The sequence below is a fragment of the Bradyrhizobium sp. CCBAU 25360 genome, from assembly GCF_028128695.1.
Lineage (GTDB): Bacteria > Pseudomonadota > Alphaproteobacteria > Rhizobiales > Xanthobacteraceae > Bradyrhizobium > Bradyrhizobium ottawaense.
Genome location: NZ_LBJA01000043.1, coordinates 677,366 through 696,681, shown reverse-complemented (window position 1 = coordinate 696,681; position 19,316 = coordinate 677,366). Strand labels below are relative to the sequence as shown.

The 19,316-nt window shown below is 64.8% G+C and carries 16 protein-coding genes and 1 tRNA gene; 7 read left to right on the top strand and 10 right to left on the bottom strand.

Translation table 11 applies throughout. The features are described 5' to 3' along the window. Positions 1–49: 49 nt before the first annotated feature. Positions 50–1,066: a sugar ABC transporter substrate-binding protein gene (locus XH81_RS30175; RefSeq protein WP_028142252.1), complete on the bottom strand. Its 1,017-nt coding sequence runs from the start codon at positions 1,064–1,066 to the stop codon at positions 50–52. A 40-nt stretch (positions 1,067–1,106) separates the two neighbouring features. Then, the gene (locus tag XH81_RS30170; RefSeq protein WP_028142253.1) at positions 1,107–2,078 is read right to left on the bottom strand and encodes an ABC transporter permease; all 972 of its coding nucleotides are present in this window, start codon (positions 2,076–2,078) and stop codon (positions 1,107–1,109) included. A gap of 241 nt (positions 2,079–2,319) precedes the next feature. Between XH81_RS30170 and XH81_RS30165 the strand changes: the two genes are divergently transcribed. After that, on the top strand, positions 2,320–3,282 hold the full coding sequence (locus XH81_RS30165) for a helix-turn-helix domain-containing protein (RefSeq protein WP_028142254.1): 963 nt from the start codon (positions 2,320–2,322) through the stop codon (positions 3,280–3,282). 71 nt (positions 3,283–3,353) lie between these two features. Here XH81_RS30165 and XH81_RS30160 read toward each other — a convergent pair whose 3' ends face one another. From XH81_RS30160 to XH81_RS30150, 3 genes are all read right to left on the bottom strand, one after another. Next, positions 3,354–3,722, bottom strand: coding sequence for a rhodanese-like domain-containing protein (locus tag XH81_RS30160; protein ID WP_028142255.1), 369 nt, complete (start codon positions 3,720–3,722; stop codon positions 3,354–3,356). Positions 3,723–3,817: 95 nt separating this feature from the next. Next, positions 3,818–4,669, bottom strand: coding sequence for an alpha/beta fold hydrolase (locus XH81_RS30155; protein WP_028142256.1), 852 nt, complete (start codon positions 4,667–4,669; stop codon positions 3,818–3,820). Positions 4,670–4,701: 32 nt separating this feature from the next. Beyond that, positions 4,702–5,280 carry a TetR/AcrR family transcriptional regulator gene (locus XH81_RS30150; protein WP_028142257.1) on the bottom strand — a complete coding sequence of 193 codons (579 nt, stop codon included), beginning with the start codon at positions 5,278–5,280 and terminating at the stop codon, positions 4,702–4,704. A 196-nt stretch (positions 5,281–5,476) separates the two neighbouring features. Between XH81_RS30150 and XH81_RS30145 the strand changes: the two genes are divergently transcribed. Next, entirely contained in the window at positions 5,477–6,580 is a 1,104-nt protein-coding gene (locus XH81_RS30145) for an efflux RND transporter periplasmic adaptor subunit (protein WP_038949707.1), read from the top strand. After that, positions 6,580–9,690: an efflux RND transporter permease subunit gene (locus tag XH81_RS30140; RefSeq protein ID WP_028142259.1), complete on the top strand. Its 3,111-nt coding sequence runs from the start codon at positions 6,580–6,582 to the stop codon at positions 9,688–9,690. The genes XH81_RS30145 and XH81_RS30140 overlap by 1 nt, the downstream gene beginning before the upstream one ends. A gap of 188 nt (positions 9,691–9,878) precedes the next feature. Here XH81_RS30140 and XH81_RS30135 read toward each other — a convergent pair. Both XH81_RS30135 and XH81_RS30130 read right to left on the bottom strand, forming a co-directional pair. Continuing rightward, positions 9,879–9,954 (bottom strand) — tRNA-Ile (locus tag XH81_RS30135). Between the two features lie 323 nt (positions 9,955–10,277). Next, the gene (locus tag XH81_RS30130) at positions 10,278–11,252 is read right to left on the bottom strand and encodes a Bug family tripartite tricarboxylate transporter substrate binding protein (protein WP_028142260.1); all 975 of its coding nucleotides are present in this window, start codon (positions 11,250–11,252) and stop codon (positions 10,278–10,280) included. Positions 11,253–11,359: 107 nt separating this feature from the next. Between XH81_RS30130 and XH81_RS30125 the strand changes: the two genes are divergently transcribed. Next, on the top strand, positions 11,360–12,322 hold the full coding sequence (locus XH81_RS30125; RefSeq protein ID WP_028142261.1) for a TAXI family TRAP transporter solute-binding subunit: 963 nt from the start codon (positions 11,360–11,362) through the stop codon (positions 12,320–12,322). 129 nt (positions 12,323–12,451) lie between these two features. Here the strand turns inward: XH81_RS30125 and XH81_RS30120 are convergent, their stop codons facing one another. Then, the gene (locus tag XH81_RS30120) at positions 12,452–13,666 is read right to left on the bottom strand and encodes an ABC transporter substrate-binding protein (RefSeq protein ID WP_028142262.1); all 1,215 of its coding nucleotides are present in this window, start codon (positions 13,664–13,666) and stop codon (positions 12,452–12,454) included. Positions 13,667–13,764: 98 nt separating this feature from the next. Then, complete coding sequence (locus XH81_RS30115) at positions 13,765–14,658, bottom strand: helix-turn-helix transcriptional regulator (RefSeq protein WP_028142263.1); 894 nt, start codon at positions 14,656–14,658, stop codon at positions 13,765–13,767. 380 nt (positions 14,659–15,038) lie between these two features. On the opposite strand from XH81_RS30115, the gene XH81_RS30110 reads away from it, so the two are divergent. Genes XH81_RS30110 through XH81_RS30100 form a run of 3 tightly spaced genes read left to right on the top strand, consistent with a single transcriptional unit; the run spans position 15,039 to position 18,990 of the window. Continuing rightward, positions 15,039–15,866, top strand: a complete 828-nt coding sequence (locus XH81_RS30110) for a substrate-binding domain-containing protein (protein ID WP_038949543.1) — start codon at positions 15,039–15,041, stop codon at positions 15,864–15,866. A 54-nt stretch (positions 15,867–15,920) separates the two neighbouring features. Then, positions 15,921–17,027: a molybdopterin-binding protein gene (locus XH81_RS30105; protein ID WP_028142265.1), complete on the top strand. Its 1,107-nt coding sequence runs from the start codon at positions 15,921–15,923 to the stop codon at positions 17,025–17,027. 13 nt (positions 17,028–17,040) lie between these two features. After that, positions 17,041–18,990 (top strand): molybdopterin biosynthesis protein, encoded by a 1,950-nt coding sequence (locus XH81_RS30100; protein ID WP_028142266.1) that lies wholly within the window; start codon positions 17,041–17,043, stop codon positions 18,988–18,990. 71 nt (positions 18,991–19,061) lie between these two features. On the opposite strand, the gene XH81_RS30095 is transcribed toward XH81_RS30100, so the two are convergent. Next, positions 19,062–19,292, bottom strand: a complete 231-nt coding sequence (locus tag XH81_RS30095; RefSeq protein ID WP_028142267.1) for a hypothetical protein — start codon at positions 19,290–19,292, stop codon at positions 19,062–19,064. Positions 19,293–19,316 lie beyond the last annotated feature (24 nt).

The window sequence follows — 19,316 nt, the reverse complement described above, 5'->3', positions numbered from 1 at the left end:
TTGCGCGTTCCGCACCCGGAGCGACGGAACGCGCAGCTTTAGTGTGCGATCACTTCTTGAGATCGGAGAGATTCCAGCACGCCGTCTGGGTGTCGGCGTTTTCTTTCGTGATCGGGATCAGCGTCGTGTATTCGGAGCCCTTGACCGAACCCGGCTTGGCGCCCGACGACAACAGCCATTTGATCGTGCCGGCCATCTGCGCGGCCTGCGTCGGCACGTCGTAGCTCATGTTGAGATCGAACGAGCCGTTCTTCACCAGTTCGCACGCGCCCTTGCGCTCGCCGCCGCCCGAGGTCGCCAGGAACACCTTGCCGGTCAGGCCGGCTTCCTTGATCGCGGCGGCGGTGCCGATGTCCATGCCGTCCCAGAAGCCGACGATGCCGCAGAGATCGGGGTTCTGCTTCAGCACCGTCTGGGTGATCGCCTTGGCCTTGGCGGCATCCCAATCGGCGGCCTGGCTGGAGACGACCTTGATCTCGGGATGCTTGGCGAGGATGTTCTCGACGCCCTTGAGCGTGTAGGCGCTGGCCGCCGCCGAGAGCGCGCCCTGGATGATGGCGATCTTGTTCGATTTGCCCTGGCAGGCCTTCACCACGCCTTCGGTCTGGCGCTCGCCGATCTCGATCCAGTTGGCACCGACGAAGGCCGAGCTGCGATAGGCCGAGCCCATGTTGATCTGGATGACGTAGATGCCTTCGTTCTCGGCGCGCTGCAGCAGCTTGGCGTAGGTCTGGACGTCGGGATTGTGGATCACCATCACCGCCGGCTTCTCCGAGATCAGCGAGGTGACGGCTTGCGCGCCGGCGTTCGTATTCCAGTTGGGATCGCGAATCACGAACTTGACGCCGAACGGCTCGAGCTCCTTCTTGAGGCCGGCGTACCAGCCTTCGGTCAGGTCGAAGTTCATTGCCACCGGCACGTAGGCGACGGTCTTGCCGGCGAGCGCTTCGCGGAAAGGCTTCTGGAACGGCTCGTCGAGGCCCTGCTGGGCAAGGGCCGGAGCGGCGCCGGCTGAAAGCGCCAATGCGGCGATGCTTCCAAGCGCGAATTTATGAACGCAGGCCATTGTCTTCCTCCTTGTTGGATACGCGTTTTTTTCAGGCAGATCAGATGTCGCCCTGTTGGGCCGTTTCTTCGTTTCGTGGGTTGAGCAGCGTGTCCGTGATGACCGCGACCAGGAGCACGAGGCCCTTGATGAGGTTTTGGCCGGCATAGGGGACGTTGAGGATCGTCATTCCGTTCAGCATCGTTCCGATCAGGAGCGTGCCGATGATGACGTTGACGACCCCGCCGCGTCCGCCCGACAGGCCGATGCCCCCGAGCACGACGACGAGGATGACGTCGTAGATCAGCGTCGAATTGAAGATCCGGGTCGGCATGGAGTTGACGGACGCCGCCAGCACGAGGCCGGCAAAGCAGCCGATCAGCGCCGCAAGGACGTATTGCAGCACGATGATGGGCCGCGACGGGATGCCGGTCACGCGCGCGGCGAACGGGTTGTCGCCGATCGCGTAGATGTAGGCGCCCCAGCGCGTCTTACGCAGCAGGATGAAAACCACGACGCAGGCGATCGCGAACATGACGATCGAGGTGGGGATGCCGAGGATGCTGCCCTGGCCGAGCCGCTCGAACCCGGCCATGCCGTCGCTCCATTGCACGACGTCGAGCTGGAAGAGGGCGGCCTGGCCGAGACCGGCGACGAACAGGCCGGTCGCCAGCGTCGCGAACAAGGGCGGCACTTCCGCATAGGCGATGAGCCAGCCGTTGACGAGCCCGATCGCGATCGACAGCAGGCCGGCGGCGAGCAGCGAGGCCGGCAGCGAATGCCCATTCTGCACCATCTGCAGCACGAGGCCGCCAGGGACCGCGAGTGCGGCGATCAGCGACAGGTCGATGCCGCGGCCGATCACGACGATTGCCATAGCGAGGCCAAGGATGCCGAGCACCGCCACGTTCTGCAGCAATGTCAGCATGTTGTCGGCGGAGAGAAAGCCGCTGAGGAAGACCGAGAAGGTCAGGAAAAGTGCAGCGAAGACCGCAAACACGATCTCCTGTTGGCTGATCCGAACGCGCTTCATCGCTTGCCATCCCTGGGATCGGCATCGCGCGTGCGGGATCGCCGTCTCGGCGCGCGCTTGCCTCCCCCCGTCCCAAGATTTGTTTTGCGCTTGATAAGCGAGGAGCCTCAAGGCGGCTTGCTTGAACGCGCAAACCTTTTGCGTTGGCGCGCAAAGAGTCTTGCGCGAAGCTGACAGGAACCTAAGATCGGCCGGCAGCTTTTGTGCGCTGCACAGCCAGACCTCGCTGCAACGGGCCACCATGGATCTCGTGTTTACGACCGAGGAGCTAGACCCCGCCAAGCGCTTCGCAGCCTGGCAAGATGCGATCTGCGACCACTATGTTCATGTCGACGTGAACGCGGTGAAGCCGGCCGACTACCAGGGCTTTATCCGCGAGGCCCAATTTGGCTCGGTCACGATGAGCGACGTCTTCCTGTCGGAGCAGCGGATATCGCGGCGCGACCGGCACATCGCAAAGCTCGACAAGGATTGTTACTACGTCCAGTTTCTGCAGCAGGGCAGCATGGACGTGCTCCAGGCCGGCCAGACCCTGGTGACCAGCCCGGGCATCGGCGCGATCTTCTCGGCCTCCGACGCCTACGATCTGGAGTGCTCGAACCAATTCCGGTCGTTGTATCTGGAGATTCCGCGCAAGGAATTTTCATCGCGCTTCGCCGAAGGAAAGATGCCGTCGGCGGCGACAATTGCGACGGGGCGGGGTCTGGGCCGGATCGCCGCCGAATTCTGCGCGCTGCTGGCATCGGAGGCCTCGAGCCTGGAGGAGACGGCGCGAACCCGGCTTGGTCATGAGCTGATGGACGTGCTGGCGCTCGCGCTGGACATGGGCGACAAGGACGAGTTCTCGGAGGACGCCACGGCCCGGAACGCGCGGCTGCGCTCCGTCAAGGCCTGGATCGAGGAGCACCTGACCGATCCGGATCTGTCGCTGGAGAAGATTGCCAGGAACAACGGCGTCTCGCTCCGGCATCTGCATTACCTGTTTCGTTCGACCGAGATGTCGGTGTCCGAATGGATCCTGAACCGCCGCCTGCAGCGTTGCTACGACGCGCTGATGCGCCCGGAGCTGCGCGCGCTGTCGGTGACCGAGATCGCCTATCGCCTCGGCTTCAGCAGCTCGTCGCACTTCAGCACGGTGTTTCGCAGGAAGTTCGGCCACAGCCCGTCCGAGCTGCGCCGGCGGCAGATGACGTCGATCGAATAGGAGGATCGCGCGCCGAGCCGCCGGCGATGGCGTTCGGCGGCAACGAGCCCCTGCAGACCGGCCCGCGCGTCCTATTTCTCGACGGCGCCCGTCCAGTCCTTGAAGCCGCCGAGGTTGTAGACCTTCTCGTAGCCCAAATCCTTCAGCAACTTGCCGGCCAGCGCCGACCGGCCGCCGGACGCGCAGTAGAGAATGACGCTCTTGCTCTTGTCGAACGCCTTGTCGTGGGAAGGCAACTCCGGATCCGCGCGAAACTCCAGCATCCCCCGCGAGACATTCACGGCCCCTGCGATCTTGCCACTGGCCGCCACCTCCGGCGCATCGCGAACGTCGACGACCAGCGTGTTGCCGCTCTTGATCATGTCAGTGGCCTGTTCCGACGTAATCTTGGGCACCGCCGCGTTGGCGGCTTCGAGCATTTGCTTGACGCTGGTTGGCATGGGTTGTCTCCGTTGGTGGCCTAGCGGGGAGGATAGCATATTGGCCGCACTTCGCCTCCTTCTGTTGGAGGAGCGTGCTCTGCTTGATCATGCACTCATTCCGCGGCCAATATCGCCCGAGCCAGCTCCGACGGATTCTCGACAGCCGAGAAGTGGCCGGTATTCCTGAGCGTCACCACCTGCGAGTTGGGAATGAGAGACCGTGTGCGCTCGCGCTCGTCGGGCCGAGACCAATCGCTGTCGCCATAGATGAGCGTCACCGGCGCCGAGATCTGCCGATAGTAGTCGCGGGCCGTGCTCCAGGATCGCCAGCCCGCCAACACCTTGCGTGCGGCCCGCTTGTATCCCGGGCGGTGGGCCACCTTGTCGAACTCGGCGAGCAGATCGGCCGGCAGCTTGCGCGGGTCGTGGTATCCACCACCCATGATCTTGCCGAGAACGATCTTGTTTTCGAGCGACGCGTTGATCGCCCCGAGCACCGGGATCTGCAGACTTCCGATAATGAAGTTCGCGAGCCAATTGCCCCGTCGAATTCCGTCCCCATAGCGAGTTTCGTAGTCGTAGGGGTTGATTGCATAGACCCGCTTTACGCGGTGTGGGAGGGAGGCCGCCACCGTGAGGACCAATGCGCCCCCGATCGACTCGCCGACGAGCGTTATATCCGAGAGGTCTAGCGCCTCAATGAAGCGGATGACCGCCTGCCTGAAATAGGGCTCGTTGAAGCTCGCGCCCGGATCGATCGGTGAGTGTCCGTGGCCGGGCAGATCGATGGCGTACACCGTGTGCGACCGGGCGAGGAGAGGCGCGAGGCTGCGGAAATACTCGAGCTGCGTCCGGATCGTATGGACGAGGAGTAGCGGAGGCCCGCTGCCGGTCTTGTGAAAACGCACACTGAGCCTCTCCGATAATTTGAGCAAACTCGGCCCGGCTTCGCTCACGTCAAGCATCCGATCTCTCCAAGTTTCGAGGGGGCGGTCGTTCAAGCGGCGGCGGCTTCACGGACCAGCGCGGCTGCGGCATCCAGAAGGGCTCGTGCGAGGTCGGTGTCGTTGACCGCGCGCGCCAGCGTCACGGCGCCGACCATCGTCGCGAGAATGGCCATGGCCTTGTCTCTGGACCCCTGGTCGCCGTCCTTGGCGATGAAGCGGCCGAGCACGTCGAGATGGGCCTTGATGCCCGCTTCGAACTCGGCCTTGACGTCGGGACCCTGCCGGGCGGCGTCCGCGCCGAGGGCCACGATCGGACAGCCGTCCATTCTCTCTTCGCGATGATCTGCACTGAGATAGAATCCGATCACTGCGCTGAGCGGATCGTCAGGATTGCGCGCGGCCGCGTCCGACCATCGGCCGGAAGCGCTCTCTAACGCGCGCTTGGATGCCTCGACCGCCAAGTCCTCCTTGGACGCGAACTGCTTGTAGAAGGCGCCCTGGGTGAGCCCGGCCCCCTCCATCAGATCCTTGAGGCCAATGCCGTCAAAGCCGCGATCCCTGAAGAGGCGACTTGCCACATTGATCACGGTTTGGCGGTTCTCCGCGGCTTGAACGCGACTGACGCGCATCGTGCTCCTCCATTTGGATTTCAGTCGAAATCTATGTCCAATATAGATGTCGAATGACATCTATCAAGTGGGCAGTTGCAGCTGGACCGGTGATTTCCTGAGATCACGTTCCCGTCAGGTCGCCAAATTTAGATTGTGGTCGACCTCTAATTCGATATAGAGTTCGAACGAAATCTAAATCGCACAGGAGACTGTCATGAAAAGGGGAACTGCCGTTTTGGCCGGTATTATGATCCCGGCGGGGGTGGCCACATTCGTCAGTCTCGGCATTTTCACCCCAAAGGCCTCTGCCGTGAGCGACCCGAGGCAGGAGCCGCCGATGGTCAGCTTGGTGAAGGCCGCGCGGGTGAACGGCTCCGAGCGCGGGTTCACAGGCACCATCGGCGCGCGGGTGGAGAGCAATCTCGGCTTTCGCGTCGCCGGCAAGATCGTCGAGCGGCTGGTGAATGTCGGCGAGCAGGTCAAAGCCGGGCAGCCTCTCATGCGGATCGACGAGACCGACCTCCGCCTTGCGCTTGCGGCGAAGCGTAACGCCGTAGCCGCGGCTCGCGCGGTAGTCGTGCAGACGGATGCCGATGAGCGGCGATATGCCAACCTGGTCAACGATGGATGGACGTCCAAACAGCGCTACGAGCAGGCGAAGGCCGCCTCGGATACAGCCAAGGCGCAGCTCGCCGCGGCCGAAGCCGAGGCAGGCGTCGCCGAGAACCAGGCGACCTATTCCATCCTGGTGGCAGACGCGGACGGCACGGTCACCCAAACGCTTGGCGAGCCCGGCCAAGTGGTCTCGGCCGGCCAGGCGGTCGTTCGGCTTGCGCAGTCCGGGCCTCGCGAAGCCGTGGTGGCGCTTCCCGAAACGATCCGGCCGGCGATCGGCTCGTTCGCCGAGGCCAGCCTGTATGGAAGCGATGGACGCCGCTACGCGGCGCATCTGCGCCAATTGTCGAACTCTGCCGACGCGCAGACCCGGACTTACGAGGCCCGCTACGTGCTCGGCGGCGAGGCGGCGGCAGCACCGCTCGGCGCGACAGTCACCATTCGGCTCGCAAGCCAGGACAGTCAGCCGGAAGTCCAGGTGCCGCTGGGCGCCGTGCTCGATGACGGCAGGACAACGGGCGTCTGGGTGTTCGACAGCGGCAGCTCGACCGTACACTTTCGCCCCATCAAGCTTCTGCGCGTGACCAGCGAAGCGGCCATTATCTCTGGATCAAGCTCAGCTGATCCCATTGTTTCGCTCGGCGCTCACCTCCTGCACGAGGGCGCTCGCGTCAGGACCGCCTCCGACGGCGGGAGCAAATGATGAGCTTCAATCTCTCCGCGGTCGCCGTTCGCGAGCGGGCCGTCACCCTGTTCTTTATCATTCTGCTGGCGGCAGCAGGCGCCTACGCCTTCTTCATGCTCGGGCGGGCCGAGGACCCGTCCTTCACCATCAAGACCCTGACGGTCACGACGGTGTGGCCGGGTGCGACGGCACGCGAGATGCAGGACCAGGTCGCCGAACCCCTGGAGAAGCGGATTCAGGAGCTGACCTGGTACGACCGGGTGGAGACGACGACGCGGCCGGGTTATGCGTACATGACGGTGACGCTGAAGGACAGCACGCCGCCATCGAGCGTCCAGGAAGAGTTTTATCAGGCTCGCAAGAAGCTCGGAGATGAAGCCCGCAAGCTGCCGGCCGGCGTGCTCGGCCCCTTCGTCAACGATGAATATTCGGACGTGAGCTTCGCGCTCTACGCCCTCAAGGCGAAGGGCATGCCGATGCGTGAGCTCGCCAGGAAGGCGGAGGTGATCCGCCAGGACCTGCTGCATGTGCCCGGCGTCAAGAAGATCAATATCTTCGGCGAACGTCCCGAGCAGATCTTCGTGGAGTTTTCCTATCCCAAGCTGGCAACGCTCGGCGTGTCGGCACAGGATATCGTTGCCGCCTTGCAGCGGCAGAATACGGTGACCCCGGCAGGTTCGATCGACACGAGCGGGCCACAGGTCTTCATCCGGGTCGACGGCGGTTACGACAGCGTGCAGGCGATCGCCGACACGCCGATCGTCGCTGCGGGACGAACCTTGAAGCTGTCCGACATCGCCGAGGTTCGTCGCGGCTACGAGGATCCTCCCACCTACATCATCCGGCACCAGGGCGAGCCCACGATCATGCTCGCGGCAGTGATGCAGGAGGGCTGGAACGGTCTGGCGCTCGGCAAGGCGTTGGAAGAGAGGTCCGCAGCCCTGGCGCGGACACTGCCGCTCGGGATGACGCTCGACAAGGTGACCGATCAGGCCGTGAACATCACCTCCGCGGTCGACGAGTTCATGATCAAATTCGCAATGGCGCTCGCTGTGGTGCTGCTGGTCAGCCTGCTCAGCCTCGGCTGGCGCGTGGGAATCGTCGTGGCCGCCGCAGTCCCTCTGACGCTGGCCGTCGTGTTTCTCATCATGCTGGAAACGGGCCGATTCTTCGATCGCATCACGCTCGGTGCTCTCATCCTCGCGCTTGGCCTGCTCGTGGACGATGCCATCATCGCCATCGAGGTGATGGTGGTGAAAATGGAAGAGGGGATGGACCGCCTCAGTGCGGCGGCCTACGCATGGAGCCACACTGCGGCGCCGATGCTCTCGGGCACACTCGTGACGATCGCGGGGTTCCTGCCGGTGGGGTTCGCGCGCTCGACCGCCGGCGAATATGCCGGCAACATCTTCTGGGTCGTCGGGTTCGCTCTCATCGTCTCCTGGATCGTCGCGGTGATCTTCACGCCTTACCTTGGTGTCAAGATGCTGCCCGCGATCAAGCCTATCGAGGGCGGCCACCACGCGATCTACGACACGCCGAACTACCGGCGCTTGCGGCGGGTCATCACCTCGGCCGTGCGCCACAAGTTCCTGACCTGCAGCCTCGTCGTGATCGCTTTCGCGCTGTCCGGCCTCGGCATGGGCGCGGTCAAGCAGCAGTTTTTCCCGACGTCGGATCGCCCCGAGGTTCTCGTGGAGGTTCGCCTGCCGGAAGGCACCAGCATCGAGACGACGACCGCCGCCGTCGAGAAGCTCGAACGCTGGCTGCATGATCAACCCGAGGCGAAGATCGTGACCAGCTATGTCGGTCAGGGCGCGCCCCGCTTCTTCTTCGCGATGGCGCCGGAGCTCCCCGATCCGGCCTTTGCCAAGATCGTCGTGCTGACGCCAGACGCCGAGGCGCGCGAGGCTTTGAAGCAGCGGCTCCGGGAGGCGGTATCACACGGCCTTGCCCGGGAAGCGCGTGTGCGCGTCACCCAGCTCGTCTTCGGACCCTACACGCCGTTCCCGGTGGAGTTTCGGGTGATGGGCCCCGATCCCGCGAAATTGTACGCGCTCTCTGAAAAAGCCGTCGAGGTCATGCGGGGCGTTCCCGACGTGCGACAAGCCAATCGGGATTGGGGCAATCGCACACCCGTGCTCCGCTTCATTCCAGATCAGGATCGGCTGAACCTCATCGGCCTCTCGCCGGCGGAAGTCGGGCGGCAGCTCCAGTTCCTCCTCACTGGCATCGCCGTCACGCAGGTCCGCGAGGACATTCGCAATGTCCCGATCGTGGCGCGCAGCGCCGGCGGTGAGCGGCTGGATCCGACACGGTTGGCCGACTTCTCACTGACGAGCCGAGACGGCCGTCTGATTCCGCTCGACCAGATCGGCCATTCGGAAGTCCAGCTCGAAGAGCCGATCCTGAAGCGCCGCGATCGCACGCCGGTCGTCACGATTCGTTCGGACATCAATGAGGCGACGCAGCCTCCCGAGGTCTCCAAGGACATCGTGAAAGCCCTCCAGCCGCTGATCGCATCGCTTCCGGCCGGCTATCGCATCGAGACCGGCGGCTCGATCGAGGAGGCCACGAAGGCCAATGACGCGCTCGCGACCGTCTTTCCCGCCATGATCGCCGCAACGCTGATCGTCATCATGCTTCAGGTCAGATCATTCTCGATGATGGCCCTCGTCATGCTGACAGCACCGCTTGGTCTCGTCGGCGTCGTGCCTGCGTTGCTGATCTTCAACCAGCCCTTCGGATTCAACGCGATTCTGGGACTGATCGGACTGGCCGGGATACTGATGCGCAATACCCTGATCCTGACCGAACAGATCAAGGAGAACCGCGCGGCGGGCCTCGACGACTACCACGCCGTCATCGAAGCCACGGTGCAACGCACGAGGCCCGTGATCCTGACCGCACTTGCGGCCGTACTCGCGTTCATCCCCCTCACACACTCCGTCTTCTGGGGATCGATGGCCTATACCTTGATCGGCGGCACGGCAGTCGGCACGGTGTTGATCCTGCTCTTCCTTCCTGCGCTGTATGCCGCGTGGTTCCGCATCAAGCCGACTGCGGATGAGATCCCTGTGAGCGCGACGGACAAACCGGAGTTGCGAACAGCAATGGCTGCCGAGTAGGGCTATCTCTGATCAGCCGGCGGCGCGGCAGCCTTCACTCGCTTCGCTCTTGATGTGTGGCGCTGGCTTGCCGGGCCGAAGCTCGCGGCCGAAGTCCGTCTTCGCGTCCGCTTTGCTCCAGCTACGCCGGACCGTTCGCCCTTCGGTCGTTGCGTGGCTGTGCCGCGCGTAGCCCGCAGGGCGAAGCGTGGTGGGCCCGGCAGGACTCGAACCTGCAACCAGACCGTTATGAGCGGCCGGCTCTAACCATTGAGCTACAGGCCCCGCCGCGAGACGGCTCGCGGGAACGCGCGGCCGGCAACGGTGCGCGGTTCGTTTACAGGGATGGGGGCGGGGGTGCAATGCTGGCTCTGGCTCGCGAGAACGCCGGGCGCGCAGTTTCGGATAACCGAATTTGATGACGATGTCTGTATATCCCCTGTTTTGCCCGACGGAGCAAACGCCCCGCGGCGGGCCGCTTTTTGTCCCCCGTAACCCATTGAAATTATTAGACTCGTCTACTGTGCATGGGGTTGTTTTGCGATATTTGATGGAGGGGGCCTCCGGGGTCCCCTCCGATGTCCTGCCGGCTCGCCGCTGAGCTGCCGCTAGTCCACCGAGACCCCGGCGAACTCCACCACCTTGCGCCACTTCTCCGTCTCATCATTGACCAGCTTGCCGAACTCGGCCGGCGTCATCGGCTTGGGGATGCCGCCGACTTCAGTGAGGCGCGCCACCAGCTTCGGGTCTTTCAGCGCTTCGCCGACGGCCTTGTTGAGGGTCTCGATCACCTCGCTTGGGGTGCCCTTCGGCGCGGAGATGCCGTAGAAGCCGACCGATTCGAAGCCCGGCACGGTCTCGGCGATCGCGGGTACGTCGGGCACGCTCGGCCAGCGCTGCGGCGAGGTCACGCCCAGCGCGCGGACATTGCCGCCCTTCACCTGCTCCATGGCCGAAGGCAGATTGTCGAAGATCAGCTGCACCTTGTTGGAGATGATGTCGGGGAAGGCGATGGCGGAGCCGCGATAGGGCACGTGCACCATGTCGCACTTGGTCAGCACCTTGAACAGCTCGGCCGACATGTGCACCGAGGTGCCGTTGCCGGACGAGGCAAAGGAGATCTTGCCGGGATTGGCCTTGCAGTAGTCGACGAACTCCTGAACCGTCTTCGCGGGGAACGCGTTGGAGACGACCAGCATGTTGGTGAGCTGCATGATGCTGGCCACCGGCACGGTGTCGCGGATGAAGTCGAACGGCAGCTTCTTGTAGAGCGAGGTCGAGATCGCGTTGTTGGGCGCGACGAACAGCAACGTGTAGCCGTCGGCCGGCGAGTTGATCGCGGCGGCGGCAGCGATGTTGCCGCCGGAGCCCGTGCGGTTCTCGACGATGAATTGCTGGCCGAGACGGTCCGACAGCCACTGCGCCATGATCCGCGCCACGATGTCGACCGGGCCACCGGCGGCAAATCCAATCAGCCAGTGCACGGGGCGGTCGGGATAGGCGGCGGAGGAGGGAGGCGTGGCGCTGAAAAGACCTGTGAGGACTGCGAGCCCAAAAAAACCGCACCGCAAAATTCGCAACATGACGCCTCCCATTGTTCTATTGTCGTTGGGCGATATGCTTTCACAAAATCCGCTCCCTGCCTACATCGCCGCAAGTCGGTGTTGACGCAGGCCCGCCGGGAATGACCATGAGATTCGCGATGATCGCTCTTGCTGCAGTGCTGCTCGCCAGCCCCGCTGCTGCTCAAACCGGAGGCACGGCCATTCCGACCACGACGATCAGCTTGGGCACCGCGACGCCCGGCGGCGGCTTCCCACTCTATGGCAACGCCTTTGCCGAAGTGATGAACGCGGCCGATCCGCAAATCTCCATCGCCCCGCGCAACACCAAGGGCAGCAACGAGAACATTCCGCTGCTGGAGAAGGGCGAGCTCGATCTCGCGCTGGTCGCAGGCGAGCCGGCCTATGAGGCCTTTGCCGGCATCGGGCGTGCGCCGGTTCGGCTGAAGATACTCACGGCGATCTATTCCAACCCCGGCATGTTCGTGGTGCGCGCGGACAGTCCCTACAAGACGATCCGCGATCTCGTCGGTCAGCCCGTGGCGTTCGGCGCCAAGGGCTCGGGCCTGCCGATCCTGGCGCGCTATGTGCTGGATGGCCTCGGGCTGAGGCAGGATGAGGACTTCAAGGCCATCTATCTCGATCGCGCCGGCGACGGTCCCGCGATGGTCGAGGACGGCCGCGTCGCCGCGCTCTGGGGCGCCGGCATCGGCTGGCCCGGCTTTGCCGCGGTCGCATCGAGCGCGTCAGGCGCGCGCTTCATCGCGCCTGATGTTGAAGAGATGACGCGCATCCGCGCCAAGCATTCCTTCCTGAAGCCGTTGCTGGTGCCGGCCAATAGCTATCCGAACCAGTCCGCGCCGATCGCCTCGCTCGGGTCCTGGAGCTTTGTGCTGACGCGCGAGGATCTGCCCGACGAAATTGCCTATCGCCTGGCGAAGACGCTGCACGGCGTCGAGACGAATTTCTGCAAGAAGCTCGCGCAGGCCTGCGAGACCACGGCGTCGAACACGGTTGCCGCAGCGCCGAGGCCGGAGCTAATTCATCCGGGAGTCGCAAAGTACTTCCGCGAGATTGGAGTTATGAAGTAGCTCGCGACCACACCCGCGCTCGTCATGCCCGGGCTTGTCCCGGGCATCCACGTTCTTCTGTCTGCGCGGCTAGACGTAGATGGCCGGGACAAGCCCGGCCATGACGTTGCAGCTAGCTTGCGTTGCCGGTCACTTCTTCACCATCGCACATGCCGGGTCCGGCGGACCGAACGCCTTGTCGCCCGAGATGGTCGTGAGGATCTTGTAATAGTCCCACGGATACTTGCTCTCCTCCGGCGTCTTCACCTGCACCAGCCAGAGGTCGTGGACCATCAGATTGTCCTCCCGCAGCTTGCCGTTGCGGGAGAAGAAATCCTCGATCGGCTTTTCGCGCATCTTGGCTGCGACCTTGAGCGGATCGTCGGTGCCGGATTCCTTGATGGCGTTGAGATAGTGCATCACGGATGAATAGACGCCGGCCTGCCACATCGACGGCATCTTGTTCATCTTGGCGAAATAGCGCTTCGACCATTCGCGGGTCTTGTCATCCATGTCCCAATAGAATGACGTGGTCAGCAGCAGGCCTTGCGCCGCCTGCAGGCCGAGGCCGTGGATGTCGGTGATCAGCGCCAGCAGCGCCGCCATCTGCTGGCCGCCCTTGAACACGCCGAACTCCGAGCCGGTCTTGATCTCGTTCATGTTGTTGGGCGGTCCGGCCGCGATGCCGATGATCTTGGCCTTGGAGGCCTGCGCCTGCAGCACGAAGGAGGAGAGGTCAGGCGTCGCCAGCGGCGGCCGCACCGAGCCCAGCACCTTGCCGCCATTGGCGGTGACCACCGCGGAAGCGTCGCGCTCCAGCGAATGGCCGAAGGCGTAATCGTCGGTGATGAAGAACCAGCTGTCGCCGCCGCGCTTGACCACGGCGTCCGCGGTGCCGACCGCGAGCGCGCGGGTGTCGAACACCCACTGGATCGCGTAAGGCGAGCAGAACTTGCCGTGGAAATCGGCGGTGCCGGTGGAGTGGGTGATGAACAGCCGCTTCTTCTCGTTGGCGATGTTCTGCACCGCGAGGCCGACCGCCGAGACCGGCACGTCGACGATCAGGTCGACCTGCTCGACGTCGAACCAGCGCCGCGCGAGCGAGGCGCCGATGTCGGCCTTGAGCTGATGGTCGCCGACCACGACGCTGATCGGCTTGCCGAGCACGGTGCCGCCGAAATCGTCGATCGCCATCTGCGCCGCCGTCACCGAGCCCTGGCCGGTCGGTGCAGAGGCCGGGCCGTTCATGTCGGTGAGCACGCCGATCTTGACGACGTTGTCGGAAACCTGCGCCGATGCCGCACCGGACAGCAGCGCCGCCGTCAAGGCGGCCGCGACCGGCAGTCCAAATCTGATTGGATTCATGCTTGTCCTCCCCTGTTCCGGCACGTTGGCCGGTGTTGCCCCGGGTATGCCCGGCTGAATTGGTTTCTTTTGCAACTATTTTGGGGCGGGCGTCAATGTCAGGCTGCGAAGCGGATCTGTCCTGCGGGTGAGGGATCGTAGCCGGTCAGCTCCTCGGCGCGCTGGCGCAGCCGCCGCTCGTTCAGAAATCCGATCAAGGCCTGCATGGCGGGGCGAAAATAGCTGCGCTGCCGCATCGCGAGGTCAAAATTCTCCCAGACCAGCGGCACGAAATCGAGGCCGGCCGAACGCGCGGCGGCGCGCGTCGCGATGCCGCAATCGGCCTGGCCGGCGCGGACCAGTTCCGCGAGATCCGGTCCGGTGAGGGCCGGCGTCTCGACCCGGCGCAAATCCCGCGTCGTGGCGCCCGCGCGCTTCAGCAGCACGTCGAGCAGCATCTGCGCGCCCGTGCCCTGTTGCCGCATCGCCATCCGGGCGCCGAGCGCGAGCACGTCGGTCAGGCCGTGCAGATGCTTGGGATTGCCTTGCGGCAGCACGAGACCCTGTTCGCGGCGCACGAACGCGACCAGCACCGCATCATGCAAATCCGGAGCGGCCCGCAGCGCTTCGACACTGGCATCCCCAGTGAGATCGTCGGAAGCATCCAGGCCGTGGAAATGTATCGCCGCCGCCATCACCTCGTTGCGCTGCAAGCGCTCGAGCCCGCGCACGCTACCCTCGCTCATCGATCCCAGGCCCGAGCCGGATTCGCGCAGGCTCCAATCCAGCAGCTCGTCCTGGCTGCCGCCCACGACCGGCGGCGGCTCCGCGATCAGCATGCCGGCCGGACGCGCGAGGCCAGAGAGCACCCAGAGATCGAGTTCGTGGCGCGGGAAGAGCCACTTCCCGGTCACCTTGGTACAGGGGATCGCGCCGGTGGTGACGAGTTCGTAGAGCTTGCGTTCGCCGAGCCGAAGATAGTCGGCGGCTTCGCTGGTCGTCAGGAATTCCATCCTGCATTCCTATGCAAATTCTTGCTTCTTTTTGACGTTCGACGCAGGTGGAATTCTGCATTTCAATTCTCGTCTTCCGGGACCATGCCTGATCATCTCGCTGCTTTGCAACACATCCTCACGCGCGTCTTTTGCTTTGGTGAATGATCCTGCAGCGTGCGCTCATCGCCGGCGATGGCAATCGGCATGCCGATCTGCGTTGCCGAAATTTCCCGAGCCGCGCGATTGCCGCCTTAGGTCCAAGCCCTGCCGCCGGTAGTGGCTTGATTTAAATTCTATCTGTTGTTGTTCGCATGGGGCGTCGCAGCGCGCAAACACGTCACGAGTGCGGCGCAATCGATCATCATCATGATCGCGTCATAGCCAATGGGAACCTGATCATGGGCCGCCTGTCCGCTGCATTCGCGCTCTTCTGCGGCCTCACCGCGGGCGTTGCGGCCTCGTCCGCGGAAGACCGCGCAATCGTGCTGGCCTCGACCGCATCGACGCAGGAGTCCGGTCTGCTCGACTATCTGCTTCCGATCTTCCGCGACAAGACCGGCGTCGACGTGACGGTGATCGCGCGGCGCGCCGACGAGGTGCTCGACGGGCCGCGAAGAGGCGAGGCGGACGTCGTGCTGATGCATGCGCGACCGCAGGAGGAGAAATTTGTCGCCGACGGGTTTGGCGTGAAGCGTTTCGACGTGATGTACAATGACTATGTGCTGATCGGGCCGAAGAACGATCCCGCCGGCGTCAAGGGCAAGGATATCGCGACGGCGCTGAAGGCGATCGAGGCCAAGGGCGCGCCGTTCGTGACGCGCGGCGATCGGTCGGGCACGCATGCTGCGGAGCTGGCGCTCTGGATCGTCGCCGGCATCGACATCGCCGGGGCCAAGGGCGCCTGGTATCGCGAGGCCGGGCAGGGCATGGCCTCGGCGCTCGACGCCGCGCGCGCCGCCAATGCTTATGTGCTGTCGGATCGCGGCAGTTGGATCGCCTTCAGGGATCGCGGCGATCTCGATATCGTCGTCGAAGGCGACCGGCGGTTGCTCAATCAGTACGGCGTGATGCTGGTGAACCCCGAGAAGTTTCCGAACGTGAAGAAGGATCTCGCGCAGACCTTCATCGATTGGCTGACCTCGCCGGAGGGGCAGACGGCGATCGCAGGCTACAAGGTCGACGGGCAGCAGCTATTCTTCCCCAATGCGGATAGGTCGGGCGGTTGACGGCGGTATCGCCGGTGGTTGCCAAACCGGGCGATGCATGGTCCACCATGGCGCATGACCCAGCGCCTGCCGCCATCGCTGACCCCGCTCGACACCGCGCTCGCCGCGTTGCTGAGCGCGCTTGAACCGCTCGCACCGGTGGAGTTGCCGCTGAGCGAAGCGGCCGGCTGCATCGCGGCGGGCACGCCGCTGCTTGCGGCCCATCCGCATCACGACATCGCCGCCGCGGACGGCTGGGCGCTCTGCGCCAACGATCTCGTCGGCGCGTCCTCTTATTCGCCGCTGCCGTTGACACAAGCGCCCGTGTGGGTCGAAGCCGGTGACGCGATGCCCGACGGCTGCGACTGTGTACTCGATGCCGACGCGGTCGATCCATCGGGGCCGCTCGTGCAGGTGCTGGCGGAGGGCGTGCCGGGGCAGGGCGTCAGGCGTGGCGGCAGCGACATCGCGGCGCGCACGCCGGCCGGCGCCGAGGGCCAACCGGTCGCCGCGGCCGATCTGCTGCTCGCGCGCGTTGCCGGCTTGGACAAGCTCGGCGTGCGTCGGCCCCGGCTGAGCATCGTCAACGTGCCGGGTGCAACGGCAACGATGCATATGATCGCCGCGATCGCGGGCGCCGCGGGAGTGGATGTGAAGACGCATGAGGCCGGCGCGCGTGATGCGGTGTCGATTGCCGATGCGCTGGATATATCCTCTTGCGATCTGATCCTGACGGTCGGCGGCAGCGGAGTTGGCCGCGGCGATGCGGCCGTCGCCGCGCTGGCTCAGCGTGGTCATGTGATCGCCCACGGTCTTGCGCTTCAGCCCGGGCGTACCGCCGCGGTCGCGAAGCTCGGAAAGGTTCCCGTCGTCGCCTTGCCGGGCTCGCCGGATCATGCGCTGGCGGTGTGGCTCGCGCTCGTGCTTCCGCTCATCGACCGATTATCGCTGCGCCGGCCGCGCCGGCAGGTGAGCCTGCCGCTTGCGCGAAAAATCGCGTCCAGCGTCGGCATCGTCGAGATCGCTTTGCTGGCCAGGGAACATCACGGCTGGACGCCGCTCGCCGTGGGCGAATGGCCGCTCCAGGCCATTGCCGGTGCGGATGCATGGCTGCTCATTCCTGACAGCCACGAGGGATTTGCGGCAGGCGTGCCGGTCGATGCCTATCTAATGTGGGAATGATATGGGTTTTGGCATGTCGATGAACCCGCAATCGCAAATCCGCAGCGCGCTCGAACAGGAGCAGTTCCTCAAGATCCTCTCGCGCGAGGAGGCCCTGGCGCGCTTCGAGGCCGCGTTGTTCCCGCGCGCCGTTCCGAGCGAAAAGCGCAAGCTCGGCGATGCGCTCGGCGTGGCGCTCGCTGAAGACATCACTGCGCCGATCGACGTTCCCCCTTTCGATCGCTCCAATGTCGACGGTTTTGCCGTGCGCTCGGCAGACCTTGCGGCGGCTGGCGAAGGCGCTCCTCGGCGCCTCACGCTGAACGGCGAGACCATCCACTGCGGCACCGCGCCGACGCTCCAGGTGGCAGCGGGAACCGCAACGCCGATCGCCACCGGCGGTCCGTTGCCGCGTGGCGCCGACGCGGTCGTCATGGTCGAGCACACCCAGCCGGTTGGCCTTGATGCGATCGACGTGCGTCGGGCGGTCTCGCCCGGGCAATTCGTGTCGTACGCCGGATCCGACATTGCGCGCGGCGAGGCGCTGCTGCGTGCCGGCACCATCATCGGCTCGCGCGAGATCGGCATGCTGGCCGCGTGCGGCGTCGCCGGGGTGACCGTCGCGCGGAGGCCGCGTGTCGCCGTGATCTCCACCGGTGACGAGCTGGTCCAACCCGGCGGGGCTCTTCCGCCCGCCGCGATCTACGACACCAACGGCGCCATCGTCACCGCTGCGATCGACGAGAATGGCGGAGAGGCGATCTTCCTCGGCGCCATTCCGGACGATGAGGCGAAACTCGAATCCGCCATGCGCCGCGCGCTCGCCGAATCCGACATGCTGGTCCTGTCGGGCGGCACCTCGAAAGGCGCGGGCGACTTGTCGCATCGCATCATCGGCCGGCTCGGCCAGCCCGGCATCATCGCGCATGGCGTTGCGCTCAAGCCCGGCAAGCCGTTGTGCCTTGCGGTGTGCGACGGCAAGCCGGTGGTGATCCTGCCGGGCTTTCCGACCTCGGCGATGTTTACCTTCCACGACATGGTCGTGCCGGTGCTGCGCAAGCTGGCTGGCTTGCCGCCGCGCTCGGATGCCAAGGTGAACGCGACCGTGCCGGTGCGCATTGCGTCCGAGCTCGGCCGCACCGAGTTCGTCATGGTGTCGCTGGTCGAGGGCAGGGACGGTCTGATCGCCTACCCCTCCGGCAAAGGGTCTGGTGCGGTCACGTCCTTCGCGCAGGCTGATGGCTTTTTGCGCATTGATGCGCTCGCCGACCAGATGCCGGCCGGAACTGAAACCGAGGTGACGCTGTTCACGCCGCATGTGCGCGTGCCCGATCTCGTCATCGTCGGCAGCCATTGCACCGGCCTCGATCTCGTCACCGCCCAGCTCGCGCATGCCGGCCTGGCCGTGCGCTCGATTGCCGTCGGCAGCCTCGGTGGACTCGCGGCCGCAAAGCGCGGTGAATGCGATTTGGCGCCGATCCATCTGTTCGATGACAAGAGCGAGACCTACAACTCGCCCTATCTCGTCGAGGGGCTCGAGCTCGTACCGGGCTGGCGTCGGATGCAGGGCATCGTCTTCCGCCCGGACGACAGGCGTTTCGAGGGCCTCGGTGCGAAGGAGGCCGTCGCGGCGGCGCTCGCTGATCCCGCCTGCATCATGGTCAACCGCAACCAGGGCGCCGGCACGCGCATCCTGATCGACCGGCTGCTCGGCGGTGCGCGCCCGGAAGGCTACTGGAACCAGCCGCGGTCGCACAATGCAGTTGCGGCAGCTGTTGCGCAGCACCGTGCCGACTGGGGCATGACCATTGCGCCGGTCGCCCAAGCGGCCGGCCTCGGTTTCATTCCGTTCGCGGAAGAGCATTATGACTTCGCGCTGGTCACGGCGCGCAAGGACCGGCCGGCGGTGCAGGCGTTTCTCGATGCGCTTGGCTCGAATGAGGCGCACGCCGCGCTGGAGCGGGCGGGATTCCGGCCTGCGTAGCGACGGTGCAGAAGACCTCGCGCATCAAATATTCGGCTGAAGGAGCGGACTGATACCGGCTGGGTCTGCAGCTACGATGCCTGGTCGGTGCGGCTGGCGGCTTGATCGGACTGACCGCGTTTGCGCTCCCGTTCCTCGGCTTCGGCGAGCGCACGCTGGGCGGCGGCCGACAACGGTTTCGGGTCCGGCGGGACTTCCACGGTGTCAGGCTTGCCCAGCTGCTTCGTGCGATCGATTGCGTCCGAAACATCGAACGCGATATCGACAACATCGAAAATGACTTCCAAGAGCGAGTCGGCCATGGCTCATCCGGGGCAACGTCCCAA